This is a genomic window from Paenibacillus sp. JNUCC-31 (assembly GCF_014844075.1).
GTDB lineage: Bacteria > Bacillota > Bacilli > Paenibacillales > Paenibacillaceae > Paenibacillus.
This window is the reverse complement of record NZ_CP062165.1, coordinates 1,245,286-1,262,315: the sequence shown is the minus strand read 5'-3', so window position 1 is coordinate 1,262,315 and position 17,030 is coordinate 1,245,286. Positions and strand designations below refer to the sequence as shown.

Below are 17,030 nucleotides of genomic sequence, written 5' to 3'. Positions count from 1 at the left end.
GTAAGATGGCGCTAAAACAAGAATTAGACACGCAGATTCAAAGTGCTGGAGATGCACCTAAAAGCTATGTCGTTGCTGGCGCAATTTTGAAATGCAACTGCGGCACACAACGAACACGTTTGAAAATTCCATTCAGTCATGGGGTTTATATTAAAGGCAAGGCACAAATGACGGTCGAGGATTACATTCCCGGCATACATATCGGTTCTTTCGGCAACTGCTCCAATCTACTGAATCCTGCTGTAGAGACCAGTACAATGGTTGATATTTATGGAGTCAAGAAAGCCCCGTGTACGCCCGTTTTGACCATGCCCTGGCTGCATGGCAAGGGAGATACCGAGGTAGAAGGGAAAGCAGCCCTGCTCAGTCAATGTACGCATAAGTGTCTGTATGGTGGAGATATCGTGATTGAAGATGACGGGCAGCAATTGGACTTCTAGCCATGGACGAATTGACAAAGGTTCTACAAGATCGTATTGGATACGAACAACTTCGCCTGTATTGGCCATATAAGGCCCAATGGTTGGAAGAAGTACGCATTACACGTCAGGTGAACGAGCACGCGAAGTTGTACGTCAGTGGAGTCATTCCTGAAGAAGATGGTCCGGGTATCCTTCGCATTCAGGCTGAAGGGGAACCGATTGTGCTCAGGCAAGTTGATGAAGCAGGAAAGTCTGTAAGACGTCTCTTCCATGGTGTCATGACGTCTCTTAAGGTTCATCTGTCTGGAGGAATATATCGATTTGAGATCGAAGCGTTATCTAATACATATCAGATGGATATTCATATTGCAGAACGGGCCTTCCAAAACAGGGGTTGGACATTTGGAGAGCTTGTCCGATTCATTATGAAACCATACCGATATTCTGACGTTATAGATCAGGTAACGGGGAATACCCAATTAAGCGGACTTGTTTTACAATATAAAGAAACCGACTGGATGTTTCTGCGAAGGCTCGCATCCCGGTTTGGCACGTTCTTAGTTCCCGAAGTGACGGCTGCCTCACCCAAGATCTTTTTTGGTCTACCGACAGGAAGGTTATGGAAATGGCCACAAGATCAATCCTATCGTGTCCGGAAAGAGCTGGGAGAAATGCGATGGTATGGTTCAGAGGTTGAGGAGAAATATGTGATCCGAAGTCCCAAGGGTAATCAGGGTATTCTACAGTATACGATGGACAGTGCCGAAACCTATGCGCTGGGTGACAAGGTTGAATTTCCTGACGGCAGGGAGCTCACGGTCGTTGAAGCTATATCGCGTCTGGAATCAGGTCTTCTGATGACCTCCTACCGTATGATGTTGGAAGAGCAGATGCGTACACCGAGATGTGAGCTTTCAGATCTGATCGGTCTGTCCCTGTACGGAGAAGTTGTCCGGGTGATACAGGATCACGTACAAATCAAATTGCCTATGGACGATGGCCTAATGATGCAAGGTGCCTCATGCCCATATCCAGTAGCACCAACCTATGCAGCGGAAGGACATAGCGGGCTGTACATGATGCCAGAGATCGGGGATACCGTAGAACTGTATTTCCCCGAGAGTCTGGAATCCGGGGCGTATATTCGCCATTCCGTTCCGGAAGGCAAACGTTCTGTTGGAGGTGGCACGGATCATAAGGTTATGGGTCATCCTGCCGGGCCTTCGGTCGGCATGTCGCCTGAGGAGGTGAAGGTGCAGGCAGGATCAGGTCTGACGATCACCCTTAACGATCAGGGCGTGGTATTGTCCAGTCCTGGTAACCTTTCGATTCAGGGAGGCAACATTGCGCTGGAAGCTGGACAGATTCAGGGTTCTTCGCCAGAAGCGATCTGGCTGATGGGCGGAGGGAGCAGCTTCATACTGGATGGACAGGCCGATGTACGCGCAGCCCAGATTCAGCAGGAGGGCAGCAACAAGGCACCTGTGCACGTCGCTGATTTACCTCCGGAGCCAGAGCCTCCACTGATTCCACTGGAGCAATACGAAGCGGCTCAGGCTGCGGCGCTGGCTGCCAAGACGGAAGCCACTGTGCAGGCATCCACAACGAGCATGAAGGAAGCGTCCTTATTTGGCACAGCGTTAGCCATTACCGCTATGATTCCCATCGTGGGTGCCCTTGGCGGAGCTGTAAGTGCGATAGTTCAAGGCGTAGGTATTGCTGCCGTAGCAGCGGGTGTGATCTCGGGTGTACCGAAAGTGGGGTCATTCAAGCCTTCGGCGCTTAGCTTGCTAGATCGATTGAAAGCCGGGTTCACCCAATTCGTGCAAGATGAGCAGGATGCCAAGCGCAACTTACTGGGCAAGGTGCTGACAGCAGCACGTGAATTGTCTACGGCGACGTCGTTTCCAGACTTTATTAAGAAACTGCATCAGCAACATCAGGAGATTAGTACGTTCGTCCATCAGATTTCTGAACCGATTAAGAAAAAGTGGGTGTATCAACAACAGCAGGCGAACATGGAAAAGGGCTACCGTATGGCATATGATTACGAATGGAAAATATGGAAGCCCGTGGGCGAAAATGGGGATAGCGACCATGCCGCCATGCAAGCGTATGAGAAGGATAAAGGTAGCCTGGATTATGCCACGCTGAAACAGGACCCACATCCCGTGGAACCTGTGCAGGATATATACCAACTGCAGATTAAGGCGTTTGAGTTGGGGATTCACCCCTTTACAGGTGAACCCGTTTCAGATTCCTATGCCCAGATGATGATCACTATGCTCAAATGGAATCAAGTCGGTATGGGCGTGCAAATGGTCGTGGGCAGCATGTACAGTGGCAAGAGTATGTCTAAGAGCCCAGCGATGAACTCGGCAACCAGCCAGATGATGAGAAACATCCAGAATGCGGAAGCGGCGAGTAAGAAGACGAGTGTAGGTAACGGGTTAGCCACAGCGAAGTCATTTATTCAGAAAAAATGGGAAGAGAGTCAGAGGGTTGGTATTGTCCCGGGGGGCTTCTTATCGAATCATGATTCGAAAAAACCAAGTTCAGGCACCTTATGGAAAACCAGCGGTGAAGATGGAGTCGGTTCCAATGCCGGGAAACCTCCCAAGACTGCGCCCGAAACTCCGGAGCCGACGGTAAAACCCGGTTCAACCGCCGTGCCTGAGAAACCAGGAGGCTCAAAACCGAACTCTTCGAATAAGGACAAAGACGGTTCAAGTGCGAAGCCGAAAGATGCAACACCGAAGCCAGAAAGTTCGAAATCGAATCCGGTTAACAATAAAACACCGAATGAAGTGAATACCTGGAAACCATCTTCAACGAATGATAAAGATCTTTCTAAGCCAAAAGAAGACACTAAGCCTTTACAGCCAAAGGAAAATGATGCTAAACCTAAGGAAAATCAAGAAGGTCCTGAGGGGACGGGTAAAAAGACAGGGAAATTAGAACTGTCAGATTTCACAGAAGAAATAATGGCGACAAAACCCAAATATGCTCGTATTCCTGAAAAGTGGTATGCTAAAGGTGGACACATTTCTATTGATGAAAAAGGAGTCTGGACGTACACCAATAAAAAAGGAGTATCGGTAAGTTACCCAAATGGATACCCTGATTTTTCTAAGTATTATCATCCAGATGTAAAGCCAGTAAAAATAGAGTATGCACAGCCTAAAAATTATCCGAAAGATTATGAGGCGGCAAATAAAGAGGCAGGGCTTAGTAAAACATCTAATCCATCTGTACCTGAAAAAAATAAACCGCCAGAAGGGTACACATGGCACCATATGGAAGATGGCAAGACAATGGTACTAGTTGAAAAAGATGTACACGACGAATTTAAGCATATGGGCGGGCAGTCCATTGTAAATGGAACAGGAGGAGATTAAAATTGGAGATTCAAGGAAGTAATGAGGTTTTAACAGAATCTAGACTTCAAGACTTTGAAAGAATAAACGGAGTTCAACTTCCCCAACAATATCGAGAATTTTTATTGAAATACAATGGGGGATATCCTAAACCCTATTACTTTACTATCTCTAAAGAGCAAGGCATTGGTATGGTAAATATTTTCTATGGTATTGGTGAAATGTACGATAATTTAGACAAAAAAGTTGATATATTTGATGATATATTAGACGCAGGATTTATTCCGATTGCAGATGATTCTGGTGGTAATCAGATTTGCTTAGGTCTTACTGAAAAGCATTTTGGAGATGTTTATTTTTGGATTCATGATGAAGACCCTGAAGATTTAGGCAATATGTATTTCCTTGCTAAGGATTTTGGGGGGTTTTTAGAAAAGCTACACGATGAGATAGAAGAATAGTTGGATTATTAAGGGGTGTAACACAGTTAATTTTTGTTGTGTGGGGCTACCCAGTGTCGAATGAACGCATCATTAAACCGATAACACATATAACTCATGAAATACCCGTATAAAGATTTCTTCATATCTGTTGTACGCTCATAAAATGCTTTAATTTTATAACCTAAATGACGCTATTCCGTTACATTGAACAGATCAATTATGGTCAGATACCACCATAATTGATATGTTTTTTTGTTATGTTCGTTTTCTCATAGGATTTTCAAAATGTTATGCAACTTTAGCATACGCCGCACCGATAGATAATTGTCTAAACCATCGCACCCTCTTGGATGGATAGATCGACTATTCATATTGTCAGGGCTTATCTGTAAATTGTATGCAACAATCTGGCTGTTTGCCGTGATAGTTACTGTGCAAGTCAATAAACCTGGTGACGACCAGTTTGACATAGAACAGTAAGGAGTGACGTTTCGGGAAATCGGGTTTTCTCTCACCTAAGAAAATTCTTTCAGAGAGAACGTAGTTCCAATGCCAGAGAGTATTCAAGAAAGATTGATTGAATGGGCGGTAGATATGGAATGGCATAACTTTAACGTTCAATTCCAACGAAATCAATACTACATTCCCTATCCTCACATGCTTCGAAAATGCTACGGCTTAAGCATGAATGATCGGGGTGTATTGTTTGATATTATGAGTCATTTAGGAGAAAACGATGAAGCTTTTCCTTCTCCAGAAACAATAGCTTGTAATTTAGCATCGCATCATGTTGATCGTATCCACCCTATAGTTTAACCAAAGGCAGAGTTTTTTCTTCATAATAACAATCACTGAAAGGTTCAGTTAAGTTAGGGATGACATGTAAACCCTTGGCTTTAGCCGATACTCTTAATTACAGTGGTATTTATTCAAATAATGATATTTATTTCCATTCCATCCTTTCTATCGGTGCGGATTATTCTATAGTTGGGAGTAAATTTAAAAAAACGCAAGAAAACAAAGATAACAAAAAACAGGCCAATTACGGTAGTATCTGACCATAATTAACCTGTTTGATGTAACGGAATACTCAAGTTAATTTTAAGAACAAGAGAGGTTCGGCAGGTGGTCTTGTAGGCCCGGTCCGGTCTATCCCGCAGGCAAGTGGAGCAACGCCGCCCAAAGTGAGCACGAGCCCGTCTTCGCCCTTAGTGCCCAAAGTGAAGAGCTTTGTGAAAAAGTATTGGGAAGAAAGTCAGAAGATGCGAATCGTATCTGGTGGAGGAAGTCATTGGAGCAATAATAAGACGAACAAAACAGGTGAGACGGCTTCGGGGAATGGAAAGACAGCAAACAGTGGGGGAGGATCAACCTCTAAGCCTGTAGAGAACCCGCCGAAGTCGAAAACAAGTTCGGGTAGTTCAACTTCTTCGAAAAAGAATGAAGGAAATTCAACGACAACGTCGAAACCAAGCACGACACCAAAGACGAAACCAGAAAAAAATGAAACGCCTAATGAAGTGAATACCTGGAAGCCATCTTCAACGAAGAAAAAGGACGAAGGCAAACCGCAAGGCGATACGAAACCGCCTAAATCATCCAAACCGGAGAAACCAGAGGAGAATACAAACAAACCGAAGGATAAACTGGAAGGCACTGAGGGGACGGGTAAAGAATATTCAATAAGTAACGATAAAACATTAGTAGGTGAAAACGAACAGTATACAAACGGAAGAAAAAACAAGTTAAAGCCTAATATTAGCTATAAAACTGGCGAGTATGATTATTTTTATGAAACAGATGGGAATAGTAGAATTACTAAGTTTGAAACGGACAGCTTACAATTAACTAAGAGAACTGGCAGATTATCTCACAGCAGAAATACACCAGGAAAAATAAAAGGAAAAGATGAGGCAGGTCACTTAGCAGGTGATAGGTTTGGAGGATCACCTAAAGTCGATAATTTAGTTTCGCAATTATCAGAGGTAAATCAGAAAAAATTTAAGAAACTTGAAAATAAATGGGCTGTTGCTCTGAAAGAGAAACCTCCTAAAAAGGTAACTGTTGAAATTGAAATAGTTTATTCAGGTAATAATATGCGCCCAGACAAATTTATAGTGAAATACACTATTGATGGTAAGCCAGGAAGTGCAGAATTTAAGAATTTTTAAGGGAGTGAAATGTAGTTATGAAAGATTTCGAAGGAAGATTTAGTGAATTGCAAGCAGATATGGTATCTATATGTATGGAGTATGTTGAAGATCGAACCGATAAAGTATATATTTATGCTTCATGTGAAGACGATATGATATCGAGCAGTTTCTTTTATTTAATTAATAATAAGTATTTAGAGTCTCATAAGGTAAATGATGCATTGGAAGATGCGGACGAAAGTTATGATGTGTCCACGGAACGACAGTTTATGGTATTGAAAATTATCAATGATAATATCGGGAAAATTGAAGAATTGTGCAATGAATATGAAAAAGACATGCCAACGGAGATGAAATTAATTTATGATGCTACTAGTGGGAAATTTCAGGCTGAATACAAATATGATTTAGTGCACACAAATGATGAAATAAAATCGGCTGATGATTTTGCCGATGAATGGTTTGAAGAGGTACAACGTAAAAATCTATAAAATGAGAATTATTGCGTTACGATGATTGGATGCTACAGTTGATTGAATTAGGGTCTTTCACTTTTTTTTGAGATAGTAGATAACTAAACAACGAACAATACCGCAATACAAGCTATCGGCCTGTATTGCGGTATTGTTCGTTGTTATATCAAATAATATATAATCCTGTTTTAACGCAGCTCAAGGCGTGTGAGCTGGGGATTCACCCCTCACAGGAGAGCCTGTTCCAGATTCCTATGCCAAGATGATGGTGACTACGCTCAAATGGAATCAAGTCATTATGGGCGTGCAAATGGTCGTGGGCAGCGTGTATAGTGGCAAGAGTACGTCTAAGAGCCTAGGAATGAACTCCGCAACTAGCCAGGTGATGAGAAATATCCAGCATGCGGAAGCGGCGAGTAAGAAGACAAGTGTAGGTAACGGGTTAGCCACGGCGAAGTCATTTATCCAGAAAAAATGGGAAGAGAGTCAGCGGGTCGGTATTGTGCCGGGGGGCTTCTCATCGAATCATGATTCGAAAAAACCAAGTTCAGGCACCTTATGGAGAACCAGCGGTGAGGCTGGAGTCAGTTCCATTGCCGGGAAACCTCCCAAGACTGCACCCGAAACTCCGAAGCCGACGATAAAACCCGGTTCAACCGCCGGGGCTGACAAACCAGCAGGCTCAAAACCAAGCTCTTCGAATAAGGACACAGACGGTTCAAGTGCGAAGCCGAAAGATGCAACACCGAAGCCAGAAAGTTCGAAATCGAATCCGGTTAACAATAAAACACCGAATGAAGTGAATATCTGGAAGCCGTCTTCAACGAAGGATAAAGATGTGTCTAAGCCAAAAGAAGACACTAAGCCGCCCAAGCAACAAGATAATCAGAATGATGCTAAACCGAAGGAAAATCAAGAAGGTCCTGAGGGGACGGGTCAAGATAGCCAAACTAGTATTGAACAGAATTTTATTTTATTTAATAAAACACACAAGAATGCTGCTCCTAAACCAAGAGGAAAAGGTCCTAATGGAGGACGACTTGAATCACATCATGGACTACAAGGAGAATGGGCAAAGGAAAATCTAACACAGTATGGATATGATTATAAAGAAGCACCAACGGTAACCCTTGAAACAGGTAAAGGACATCCACACACAACCCTCACCAATCTACAAAATAATAGAAGGGATGAGCGTGTTGCTGAAGGTAAGGGGAAATGGAGTTCTACGTTACAAGAGGAATTAATTAATATAGTTAAAGATTTCAAAGAAATTGGTTTTACGAGAAAAACTATTGAAAAAATATTGGAACAGCAGTATAAAATGTTGGATAAACTTAAAGTTCCATATAGGAGGATAGATCTAGATGAATATTTTTGAAGAGATGAGTAGTAACTTTCATGTAGAAGTAAAAGAACCACCAGCAAGTGAAGAAGATATTAGGAGGCTCCAAAAATTTTCTGATATGATAGTTCCAAAAGAGTATGAAGAAATGTCTAAAATTGCAACTGAATTGGAGATAAACGTTAATAAATTGATGTATATTCGAATTTGGAGCCCTTCTGGCTGTATAGAAATGAATGAAGCACACAAAATTCAAAAATATATTCCTGATTCGCTAGCCATTGGAGACGATGAGGGGGGAAATGTTCTGATATATCTAAATGGTAAATATGGATTTGGATTATATATGGTTGGATTTGGGAATCTTGATATTGAAGATACAGTTTTAATAGCTCCTTCACTCAGAGAACTGCTGGTAAATAATAAAGGAGTAGAAGTTATAATGAGCGGTTATGTGTAAATATCATCATAATAATATATTAAAAATTTATCATTTGTTTGGAGGAAGGAGTCGTAATGACACAAAAAATAGAAAATCATAAAGGTGCAACATACTCTGTTGAACTATTGTTTGAAGAGGTTCCATTATTTCACATTGAAAAAATAATGATGGACTTAAGTCAAAATTACAAATTAAATAACGATAATGATAATGCCGATGTTGTGATTTTTAATTTTTCTGAATACCAAACAGAAATTCAGGAAGGTTTAATTTTAAATGCTCAATGTATATTAAACACAAAATATATAAATGTAGATCAAAAAAAGATTACCCTATCCTCACAGCAAACATGGGATTTTGTTGAATTGAATGATGTTGTAAGTAAGGTTAAGTACAGTTGCACTCTTTCTGATGTTTTTGCTTCCGGATTGGCTTATCAAAGAAGATTTGAGTTGTTCAATAATGTTTTAGCAACTATATTAAAATATTCAAACTGTGTAGCTATAAATTGGATTTATAGTCAAAAGATATCTGATCCTAAGTCATACATTAAACGGTTTGAAAAAGGAGAACATCTAAATGGGGGATTAAATGTAAGATTTTTTAAATTGGATCAAACAAATGAAGAGATGGTTATGGATACAGTGGGACTTTCGTGTTTTGGTTTACCAGATTTACAATGTCGATTTAAAAATATTACTCCTTCTAATATAGCCGGTTTATTGTATGGATATGGGAATTATATTTTTGAGAATGGTGATATTTTTGTAGACGGTGATAGTATTGAAGGTATAAATGAGTCTCAAAAATGGATCTGTCAGCATGAAATGTCATTATTAAGCCCAAGAAGAGTTGTCCTTAATATTTCTATTGAAGAGTAAAGTTCGATTTATTAATAAAAAAATTTAAAGACTTATTCCAATATACATACCATTTGGAATAAGTCTTTTTAATAATAGAATAATTACTAAATGGATTAGTTTATTGGCGATTAAGTGGCAATTTTAACTTCCTAATCCAGGGCCGCCACTGATTCCAATAGATGCTCAAGGTGTAGGTATTGCTGCGGTAGCAGCGGGTGTGATCTCGGGGGTACCGAAAGTGGGTTCATTCAAGCCTTCGGCGCTTAGCTTGCTAGATCGATTGAAAGCCGGGTTCAAGCAATTCGTCCAAGATGAGCAGGATGCCAAGCGCAACTTGCTCGGCAAGGTGCTGACAGCAGCTCGCGAATTGTCTACGGCGACGTCATTTCCAGATTTTATTAAGAAACTGCATCAGCAACATCAGGAGATTAGTACATTCGTCCATCAGATTTCAGAACCGGTTAAGAAAAAATGGGTGTATCAACTGCAACAGGCAAATCAGGAGCCCAAGGAAAAAGGCTATCGTATGGTGTATGATTCGTTCTGGCATATATGGAGGCCGGTGGGCGAAAATGGGGTTATCGACCAGGCGGCCATGCAAGCGTATGAGAAGGATCAAGGAATCCTGGATTATGCCACGCTCAGACAGGATCCACATCCCGTGGAACCCGTGCAGGATATATACCAACTGCAGATCAAGGCTTTTGAGCTGGGGATTCACCCCTTTACAGGAGAGCCTGTTCCAGATTCATATGCCAAGATGATGGTGACTACGCTCAAATGGAATCAAGTCAATATGGGCGTGCAAATGGTCGTGGACGGCATGTACAGCGCCAAGAGTATGTCTAAGAGCCCAGGAATGAACTCAGCAACCAGCCAGGTGATGAGAAATATCCAGCATGCGGAAGCGGCGAGTAAGAAGACGAGTGTAGGTAACGGGTTAGCCACAGCGAAGTCATTTATTCAGAAAAAATGGGAAGAGAGTCAGAGGGTTGGTATTGTCCCGGGGGGCTTCTTATCGAATCATGATTCGAAAAAACCAAGTTCAGGCACCTTATGGAAAACCAGTGGTGAAGATGGAGTCGGTTCCAATGCCGGGAAACCTCCCAAGACTGCGCCCGAAACTCCGGAGCCGACGGTAAAACCTGGCTCAACCGCCGGGCCTGAGAAACCAGCAGGCTCAAAACCAAGCTCTTCGAATAAGGACAAAGACGGTTCAAGTGCGAAGCCGAAAGATGCAACACCGAAGCCAGAAAGTTCGAAATCGAATCCGGTTAACAATAAAACACCGAATGAAGTGAATACCTGGAAGCCGTCTTCAACGAAGGATAAAGATGTGTCTAAGCCAAAAGAAGACACTAAGCCGCCACAGCCAAAGGCAAATGATGATGATGTTAAACCGAAGGACAATCAAGAAGGTCCTGATGAGAAGGATGAAAATGCTCAAGATAGAATTAAATCGAATTTTACACCAAGAGAAGTTGCAAATCTTAAGGAGTACGTTATAGAAGAAGCTCAAAGGCTAAAAGACAGTGGGCTTACGAATAAGCAATTAGGTCCAGCAGTTGCAGGTTCATATGATAAGAATACAGGTAAGTTTTATATAGCAATTAATGACGTAAAGGGAGATATACCAAAAGATCTACATCCAATTATTGAAGAAAGAATAAAAAATATGCCAAAAGATGTATATGATTCATATAGCCAATTTACACATGGCTCAGGATCTCATGCTGAGGTATATGCTGCTAATGAGGCTTTATTAGCTAATCCAAATTCTAGTATTAAAGATCTAATCATATATGTTATAAGACCTGGAGGTGCAACAAAACCTGTAATGGATATACCTTTTAAAACGTGCCCACATTGCAATTATATTTTAAAAGGATTTAACGTTATCTCAGATTTAGACGGATTGTAATTATGCAGCGCGACACCGACTGGAAATAAAAAAAGGGTCTATGGTTGGATCGATGTAAAATAAAGATTTATAAACCATATTAAAATAAGATGAATAATTGTGATAATTCATTTTTTGTGTTTTAGACTTGGGGGAAAGATTTTTAATTTCCAAGGGTGAGGTCTAAATCCACTGTATTTAGACGGTAACCGCTTTAGCCTTAAAAAAATCTAGAAATACTTTCACTACAGAGGTGAGAGTATGGAAGGATACTAAAAGGAACAGCCGCGCAGTGTATGAGATCAAGTATCATGTAATCTGGCTGACTAAATATCGATATAAGGTATTGAAAGGTCCTCTGGCGATAAAAACACGTGAGTTGTTTCTCCAAGAATGTGAAGAAGAGGGATAGGCATCTTGCAGGGAAGTGTAGGGAAGGAACATATTCATCTGTTGTTAATGAGTCCACCTATCTCGGTCTCAAGTGAAATTTTTCCGTATCTAAAACATTTATGGGCACCCGAGTATTTTTGTAGAACAGTAGGAGCAGAAACGTAAGAAATGGTCAAGAATACATGAAAGAGCAAGGAAACGATAAAATCGACGAAGTATTTAAGATTGAAGAGTGAGTTTCAGTCACGAACTTGAGATTGCTTTAGCAAGCGAATATTTCAGTTCATTTGAGTGTAAAGTATGACTTTCAATCGCCTAGATAATTCCTTGTACTTTAGTACAAGGTGGTCTAGTAGATCATCATGTATCTGATGCAATGCTGTTGATGTTTTTTTTATTTTTATTGAATATACGTTGAATAGAACAGTATTTAGTCAACAAGAAAAGAGGCAATTTGAAAATGTTGGATTATAATCTTCTTTCCATAGAAGAAGTGTTGTTAGAAGGGATAGAATTTGCAGGAGAGGTTTGTTTTTCTGGTAAGCATGGGCAAGAAGTATTTGATAAACCTATAGAGGATGGTGGTAATCCAATATCAGGTCTTTTATATGAAAGATATAAAAATGGTAATTTGGTTTATTACAGTTATTATAAGAATGGTGTGGCGGAGGGAGATTATGTGGAATTTTATAAAGACGGCAAAATTGAGAGTTTTCAACAAATGATTAAGGGCGCTGTACATGGTAAATCTGTTTGTTGGTATGAGGATGGTAATATAAAATCAGTTGCAGAATGCAAGTACGGTTTTAAGCTAACATACAAAGAGTGGGATGTAGAAGGACAATTAATAACAGAAAAAACTGAGCCGAGTGTTTTTGAAAAAGAAATGATAGATAAGTATGACGCATGGGCTGAGCAAGATGGAAAATAACACAATAGAAATATTCAAGAAAATGCAAAATGATTTGTCTCGAAATATAAAGTTGGAGAATAGTTTTAGTATGAATGAGATACGATTAATTGCAGGAATCGATTTAGCATACTGGGAGGAAAATGAAAAGACACTTGCAGTATGTTGTATATGTGTCGTTGATCTTTTTAGCAAAGAGGTAGTTGAGACAAAGTTTTTGAAAGCGGAAATCGAGGTACCGTATATACCCGGATATTTATCATTTAGAGAGTTACCTTTAATTATGAATACATTTGTTTTTTTAGAAAAAGATCCGGATATTATAATGTTTGATGGGAATGGATACTTGCATCCTCGAAATATGGGAATTGCGACACATGCTTCTTTCTATCTTAATAAACCAACAATAGGTATTGCAAAAAGCTACTTGAAAATTGAAGGGGTTGATTTTATTATGCCCGATGAAGAAGAAGGGGCTTTCTCTGATATTGTGATAAATCACAAAATCTATGGGAGAGCATTACGAACACATAAAAGTGTAAAGCCCATTTTCGTCTCCTGTGGTAATTGGATAAATATCGATACTGCTACAGACCTTACATTAGCGTTAATTAATAAGGAAAGTAGACTCCCTGTACCAATCAGACAAGCAGATTTAGAAACAAAAAAAATGAGGAAAAGATTCAGATGATTCTGTAAAATAGTTTGTGGAAACACTGTAGTGTTTGAATATTATTTAATAATCATACCGAGCACTATAATATGAGCAATCTACTCATATTATGGTGTTTTTTTATAGCACTAAAAACTCTGAGAGAGCGTATAGTAAGCTCATTAAATGGTGGAAATTGTTAAAATAGTATTAACCTTATTTAGAAGATGATTTTTTAAAAGATAGCGGGTATAGAAGGTAATGGACGGCATGTATAGCGCCAAGAGTATGTCTAAGAACCCAGGGTTGAATGAATTCAGCAGCTAGCCAGATGATGAGAAACATCCAGAGTGCGGAAGCGGCAAGTAAGAAAACGAGCATGGGTAACGGGTTAGCCACAGCGAAGTCATTTATCCTGAAAAAATGGGAAGAGAGTCAGAGGGTTGGTATTGTCCCGGGGGGCTTCTTATCGAATCATGATTCGAAAAAACCAAGTTCAGGCACCTTATGGAAAACCATTGATGAAGATGGAGTAGGTTCCGATGCCGGGAAACCGCCCAAGACTGCGCCCGAAACTCCGGAGCCGACGGTAAAACCCGGCTCAACCGCCGGGCCTGAGAAACCAGGAGGCTCAAAACCAAACTCTTCGAATAAGGACAAAGACGGTTCAAGTGCGAAGCCGAAAGATGCAACACCGAAGCCAGAAAGTTCGAAATCGAATCCGGTTAACAATAAAACACCGAATGAAGTGAATACCTGGAAGCCGTCTTCAACGAAGGATAAAGATGTGTCTAAGCCAAAAGAAGACACTAAGCCGCCACAGCCAAAGGCAAATGATGATGATGTTAAACCGAAGGACAATCAAGAAGGTCCTGAGGGGACGGGGAATGTTGGTAGTCAAGTTGATGATATTATACGTGATGGAAGTCATATGGAAGAGGGAAAGCTAAAGCCAAATGCAACATATAAAACAGGTGAATATGAATATTTATATAAAACTGACAGTGAGGGAAGGCTTGAAAAATTTACAGCTGACGATTTAAAATTAACTGAAAGGGATAGCAGATTACCGCATGATGCAAATACACCAGGCAAAGAGCCAGGCGACCATGCAGGTCATTTGGCAGGGGATAGATTTTGTGGTTCACCAGAGATTGATAACCTTGTTTCACAATTAAGTAATGTGAATTTAAGTAAGTATAAAGTTCTAGAAAATGAATGGGCTAAAGCAATTAAAGCAGGGAAAAAAGTGAAGGTCGAAGTAAACATTAAATATGATGGAGATGCTTTACGCCCATCAATTTTTGAAGTGAAGTATTCTATTGATGGAAAAATAAAAACTACTAATATTAAAAACTAGGAGGTTAATTAATTGGGGAAAATATTTGAGGATTATTTTTCAGAGTTACAATCTGATATCGTTTCAATCTGCTTAGAGTACGTTGATAAACGCGCAGATGTTATCTATATTTGTTGCTACCATGAATTAGGCGAATATGGAATGGATGTATTTTATAAGATAAATGATGTTTTTGTTGAAAAGCACAAAGTCAATGAAATATATAGTGAAATTGATGTTTCTGAGGAAAGGCAGTATGCATTGCTAAGAATAGGAAACGAAGACCTGCTAAAAATAATTAATTTGTTTGAAAAATATAATCGTGAAATGCCGACAGAAATGAAACTAACCTATGATGTGATTAAGAATAAATTAGAGGCTACTTATTCTTATGATTTAAAATTCACCAATCTATCAAAAAGTGCAAGTGAGGTTTTCGACGAGTGGTTTGAAGAAGTAAGTAGAATGTGAAAATTGAATATATATATATATATCTAAAAGGTATGTCTAGACTAAACTGAAAGTAAAGTCTACCCAGTGGTTCGTATCTAGCATAATTAGGAGTCAGACAAAAGAATGGCCCGTTTCAGGATAAAATAACATAAAATATTAATTGATTATTTTAGTTCTAGAAAGTTATTAAAATAATTTTCCATATGATGAATTTTAAAGGCTTACTCCTACTCGAAAAATGAGTCAGGAGTGAGTTTTTGTTATTAGTTTCATGAAATGGCTGTAGTTGTTACATCGATTACCTAAAGGTGTGGTTATTACATTTATGGAAACTGGAGAGATCTCGTTTGTGTGATCAAAATTAGTGATCTTCAGACAGCACTATCTAGCATATCTGGAGGCCCGTATAGCGACCAGGCGGCCATGCAAGCTTATGAGAAGGATAAAGGCTTCTTATCGAATCATGATTCGAAAAAACCAAGTTCAAGCACTTTATGGAAATCTAGCGGTGAGGAAGTAGCTTCCAATGCCGGGAAACCTCCCAAGACAGCACCCGAAACTCCGAAGCTGACGGTAAAACCCGGTTCAACCGCCGTGCCTGAAAAACCAGCAGGCTCAAAACCAAGCTCTTCGAATAAGGACACAGACGGTTCAAGTGCGAAGCCAAAAGACAACAATAAGCCACCCAAGCAACAAGATAATCAGGATGATGCTAAACCGAACTACAATCAAGAAGCTGGTAAAGGATCGGGCGGAGTTGATGTTCCGAGGATATCCGAAGTTGAAATTAAATTTAAGATAAATCCTAAACATGACAAAATAGAATTTGAAAGACAATTGAAGGCCCAAGAAGAAGGGATTAATTCCCTAACGGTTGAAGAGTTTATACAGAACCGTGATAGATATCTGAGGGACGGTAGGGCATTAGAAGGGGATGCCGCTCAAAAACTGGCTCGACAGGAAGCATTGAAGGAAAAAGTTACTGAATTACGTAAGCAAGGTTTATCCAGGGAAGAGGCGAATAAAAAAGCAGAAGAGTGGTTGAAGGAACAAGCTGCTCTCCATAATCCAGATCAAATTGCAGGTGGAAAGCCTGAAAAAATTGGAGGAGTGGGCGACAAAAGAGTTAACTCATCAATTGGCTCACAATGGAAATCAAGAATACGTGAGTTAGATAAACAAATTAGGGAAATTGCAAGTACCATGACCAAAGAAGAAAGAGAATCAACCTTTCTAAATATTAAATTAAAGTACTGAGGTGACTTGTATGTCAGATAAGCCAACTGCGTTCCAGTTTTTTGTGTTAGAAGAGAAAGCATCGGATGCAGTTATCGAAAATTATAAAGGATTAATTCCTACAGAAATTACCGATATTTGGAGTGAATATGGCTTTGGAAGTATCCTGAATGGTTATTTAAAAATAATAAATCCTGATGATTTCAAGGGAATATTAGTAGACCTGTACGTTAGACATGAGGATTCAATTCCATTGTTTACTACATCTATGGGAGATCTAATTGTTTGGGAAAAAGGAAGATACTTAAACCTACTTAATTATCGGAAAGGTACGGTAAATGTAATAGCTGCTGGATTTGATTTCTTCTTTGAAGATATAAACGATGAGAGTTTTTTAGAAGAAGAGCTAGATTGGTTACCTTTTACTGAAGCAATTGAAAAATATGGTGAAATAAAATTTGATGAATGTTTCGGATATGTTCCAATTCTTGGACTTGGTGGATATGAAAGAATTGAGAGTTTAAGCAAAGTTAAACTTATTGAGCATATTTATTTAATCACTCAATTTATGGGGCCTATCGAATAAATTGCAGTATGAACAATGAACGAAAATCATAGCCTGCCAGCCT

17 protein-coding genes are annotated in these 17,030 nt (G+C 39.9%); all 17 read left to right on the top strand.

Annotated elements, in window-relative coordinates; all coding sequences use genetic code 11:
• Positions 1–5 precede the first annotated feature (5 nt).
• The 17 genes from JNUCC31_RS05525 (at position 6) to JNUCC31_RS05445 (ending at position 16,987) form a co-directional block, all read left to right on the top strand.
• Entirely contained in the window at positions 6–440 is a 435-nt protein-coding gene (locus JNUCC31_RS05525) for a DUF4280 domain-containing protein (RefSeq protein ID WP_192269236.1), read from the top strand.
• Between the two features lie 2 nt (positions 441–442).
• Positions 443–3,820 (top strand): HNH endonuclease, encoded by a 3,378-nt coding sequence (locus JNUCC31_RS33140; protein WP_228469527.1) that lies wholly within the window; start codon positions 443–445, stop codon positions 3,818–3,820.
• 2 nt (positions 3,821–3,822) lie between these two features.
• A complete protein-coding gene (locus JNUCC31_RS05515) occupies positions 3,823–4,260 on the top strand; it encodes an SMI1/KNR4 family protein (protein WP_192269233.1) in 438 nt (145 codons plus the stop codon).
• A gap of 531 nt (positions 4,261–4,791) precedes the next feature.
• Entirely contained in the window at positions 4,792–5,058 is a 267-nt protein-coding gene (locus tag JNUCC31_RS05510; protein WP_192269230.1) for a helix-turn-helix domain-containing protein, read from the top strand.
• Positions 5,059–5,474: 416 nt separating this feature from the next.
• Complete coding sequence (locus JNUCC31_RS33135; protein WP_228469526.1) at positions 5,475–6,413, top strand: DNA/RNA non-specific endonuclease; 939 nt, start codon at positions 5,475–5,477, stop codon at positions 6,411–6,413.
• Positions 6,414–6,430: 17 nt separating this feature from the next.
• Entirely contained in the window at positions 6,431–6,886 is a 456-nt protein-coding gene (locus JNUCC31_RS05500) for an immunity protein YezG family protein (protein WP_192269227.1), read from the top strand.
• Between the two features lie 244 nt (positions 6,887–7,130).
• Positions 7,131–8,249 carry a hypothetical protein gene (locus tag JNUCC31_RS05495; protein WP_228469525.1) on the top strand — a complete coding sequence of 373 codons (1,119 nt, stop codon included), beginning with the start codon at positions 7,131–7,133 and terminating at the stop codon, positions 8,247–8,249.
• On the top strand, positions 8,236–8,673 hold the full coding sequence (locus JNUCC31_RS05490; RefSeq protein WP_192269224.1) for an SMI1/KNR4 family protein: 438 nt from the start codon (positions 8,236–8,238) through the stop codon (positions 8,671–8,673). Before JNUCC31_RS05495 ends, JNUCC31_RS05490 begins: the two co-directional genes overlap by 14 nt.
• A gap of 56 nt (positions 8,674–8,729) precedes the next feature.
• Positions 8,730–9,536 carry a DUF4261 domain-containing protein gene (locus JNUCC31_RS05485; RefSeq protein WP_192269221.1) on the top strand — a complete coding sequence of 269 codons (807 nt, stop codon included), beginning with the start codon at positions 8,730–8,732 and terminating at the stop codon, positions 9,534–9,536.
• Positions 9,537–9,756: 220 nt separating this feature from the next.
• A complete protein-coding gene (locus tag JNUCC31_RS33130) occupies positions 9,757–11,439 on the top strand; it encodes a YwqJ-related putative deaminase (protein WP_228469524.1) in 1,683 nt (560 codons plus the stop codon).
• A gap of 232 nt (positions 11,440–11,671) precedes the next feature.
• Positions 11,672–11,830 carry a transposase gene (locus JNUCC31_RS34025; protein ID WP_416234372.1) on the top strand — a complete coding sequence of 53 codons (159 nt, stop codon included), beginning with the start codon at positions 11,672–11,674 and terminating at the stop codon, positions 11,828–11,830.
• Positions 11,831–12,271: 441 nt separating this feature from the next.
• Positions 12,272–12,742: a toxin-antitoxin system YwqK family antitoxin gene (locus tag JNUCC31_RS05470; RefSeq protein WP_192269218.1), complete on the top strand. Its 471-nt coding sequence runs from the start codon at positions 12,272–12,274 to the stop codon at positions 12,740–12,742.
• A complete protein-coding gene (locus tag JNUCC31_RS05465) occupies positions 12,732–13,412 on the top strand; it encodes an endonuclease V (protein ID WP_228469523.1) in 681 nt (226 codons plus the stop codon). Before JNUCC31_RS05470 ends, JNUCC31_RS05465 begins: the two co-directional genes overlap by 11 nt.
• Positions 13,413–13,704: 292 nt before the next feature.
• Entirely contained in the window at positions 13,705–14,733 is a 1,029-nt protein-coding gene (locus JNUCC31_RS33125; protein ID WP_228469522.1) for a DNA/RNA non-specific endonuclease, read from the top strand.
• Between the two features lie 12 nt (positions 14,734–14,745).
• Positions 14,746–15,183, top strand: coding sequence for a DUF600 domain-containing protein (locus JNUCC31_RS05455; RefSeq protein ID WP_192269212.1), 438 nt, complete (start codon positions 14,746–14,748; stop codon positions 15,181–15,183).
• A 333-nt stretch (positions 15,184–15,516) separates the two neighbouring features.
• Entirely contained in the window at positions 15,517–16,422 is a 906-nt protein-coding gene (locus tag JNUCC31_RS05450) for a polymorphic toxin type 15 domain-containing protein (protein WP_228469521.1), read from the top strand.
• 10 nt (positions 16,423–16,432) lie between these two features.
• Positions 16,433–16,987 (top strand): T6SS immunity protein Tdi1 domain-containing protein, encoded by a 555-nt coding sequence (locus tag JNUCC31_RS05445; RefSeq protein WP_192269209.1) that lies wholly within the window; start codon positions 16,433–16,435, stop codon positions 16,985–16,987.
• Positions 16,988–17,030 lie beyond the last annotated feature (43 nt).

Excerpts from the sequence above, each read along its gene's own strand:
- JNUCC31_RS05465 (WP_228469523.1), top strand. The coding sequence starts at position 12,732 with ATGGAAAATAACACAATAGAAATATTCAAGAAAATGCAAAATGATTTG.
- JNUCC31_RS33125 (WP_228469522.1), top strand. The coding sequence starts at position 13,705 with ATGATGAGAAACATCCAGAGTGCGGAAGCGGCAAGTAAGAAAACGAGC.
- JNUCC31_RS05485 (WP_192269221.1), top strand. The coding sequence starts at position 8,730 with ATGACACAAAAAATAGAAAATCATAAAGGTGCAACATACTCTGTTGAA.
- JNUCC31_RS05470 (WP_192269218.1), top strand. The coding sequence starts at position 12,272 with ATGTTGGATTATAATCTTCTTTCCATAGAAGAAGTGTTGTTAGAAGGG.
- JNUCC31_RS33140 (WP_228469527.1), top strand. The coding sequence starts at position 443 with ATGGACGAATTGACAAAGGTTCTACAAGATCGTATTGGATACGAACAA.
- JNUCC31_RS05495 (WP_228469525.1), top strand. The coding sequence starts at position 7,131 with ATGATGGTGACTACGCTCAAATGGAATCAAGTCATTATGGGCGTGCAA.
- JNUCC31_RS05525 (WP_192269236.1), top strand. The coding sequence starts at position 6 with ATGGCGCTAAAACAAGAATTAGACACGCAGATTCAAAGTGCTGGAGAT.
- JNUCC31_RS05510 (WP_192269230.1), top strand. The coding sequence starts at position 4,792 with ATGCCAGAGAGTATTCAAGAAAGATTGATTGAATGGGCGGTAGATATG.
- JNUCC31_RS05445 (WP_192269209.1), top strand. The coding sequence starts at position 16,433 with ATGTCAGATAAGCCAACTGCGTTCCAGTTTTTTGTGTTAGAAGAGAAA.
- JNUCC31_RS05500 (WP_192269227.1), top strand. The coding sequence starts at position 6,431 with ATGAAAGATTTCGAAGGAAGATTTAGTGAATTGCAAGCAGATATGGTA.
- JNUCC31_RS05490 (WP_192269224.1), top strand. The coding sequence starts at position 8,236 with ATGAATATTTTTGAAGAGATGAGTAGTAACTTTCATGTAGAAGTAAAA.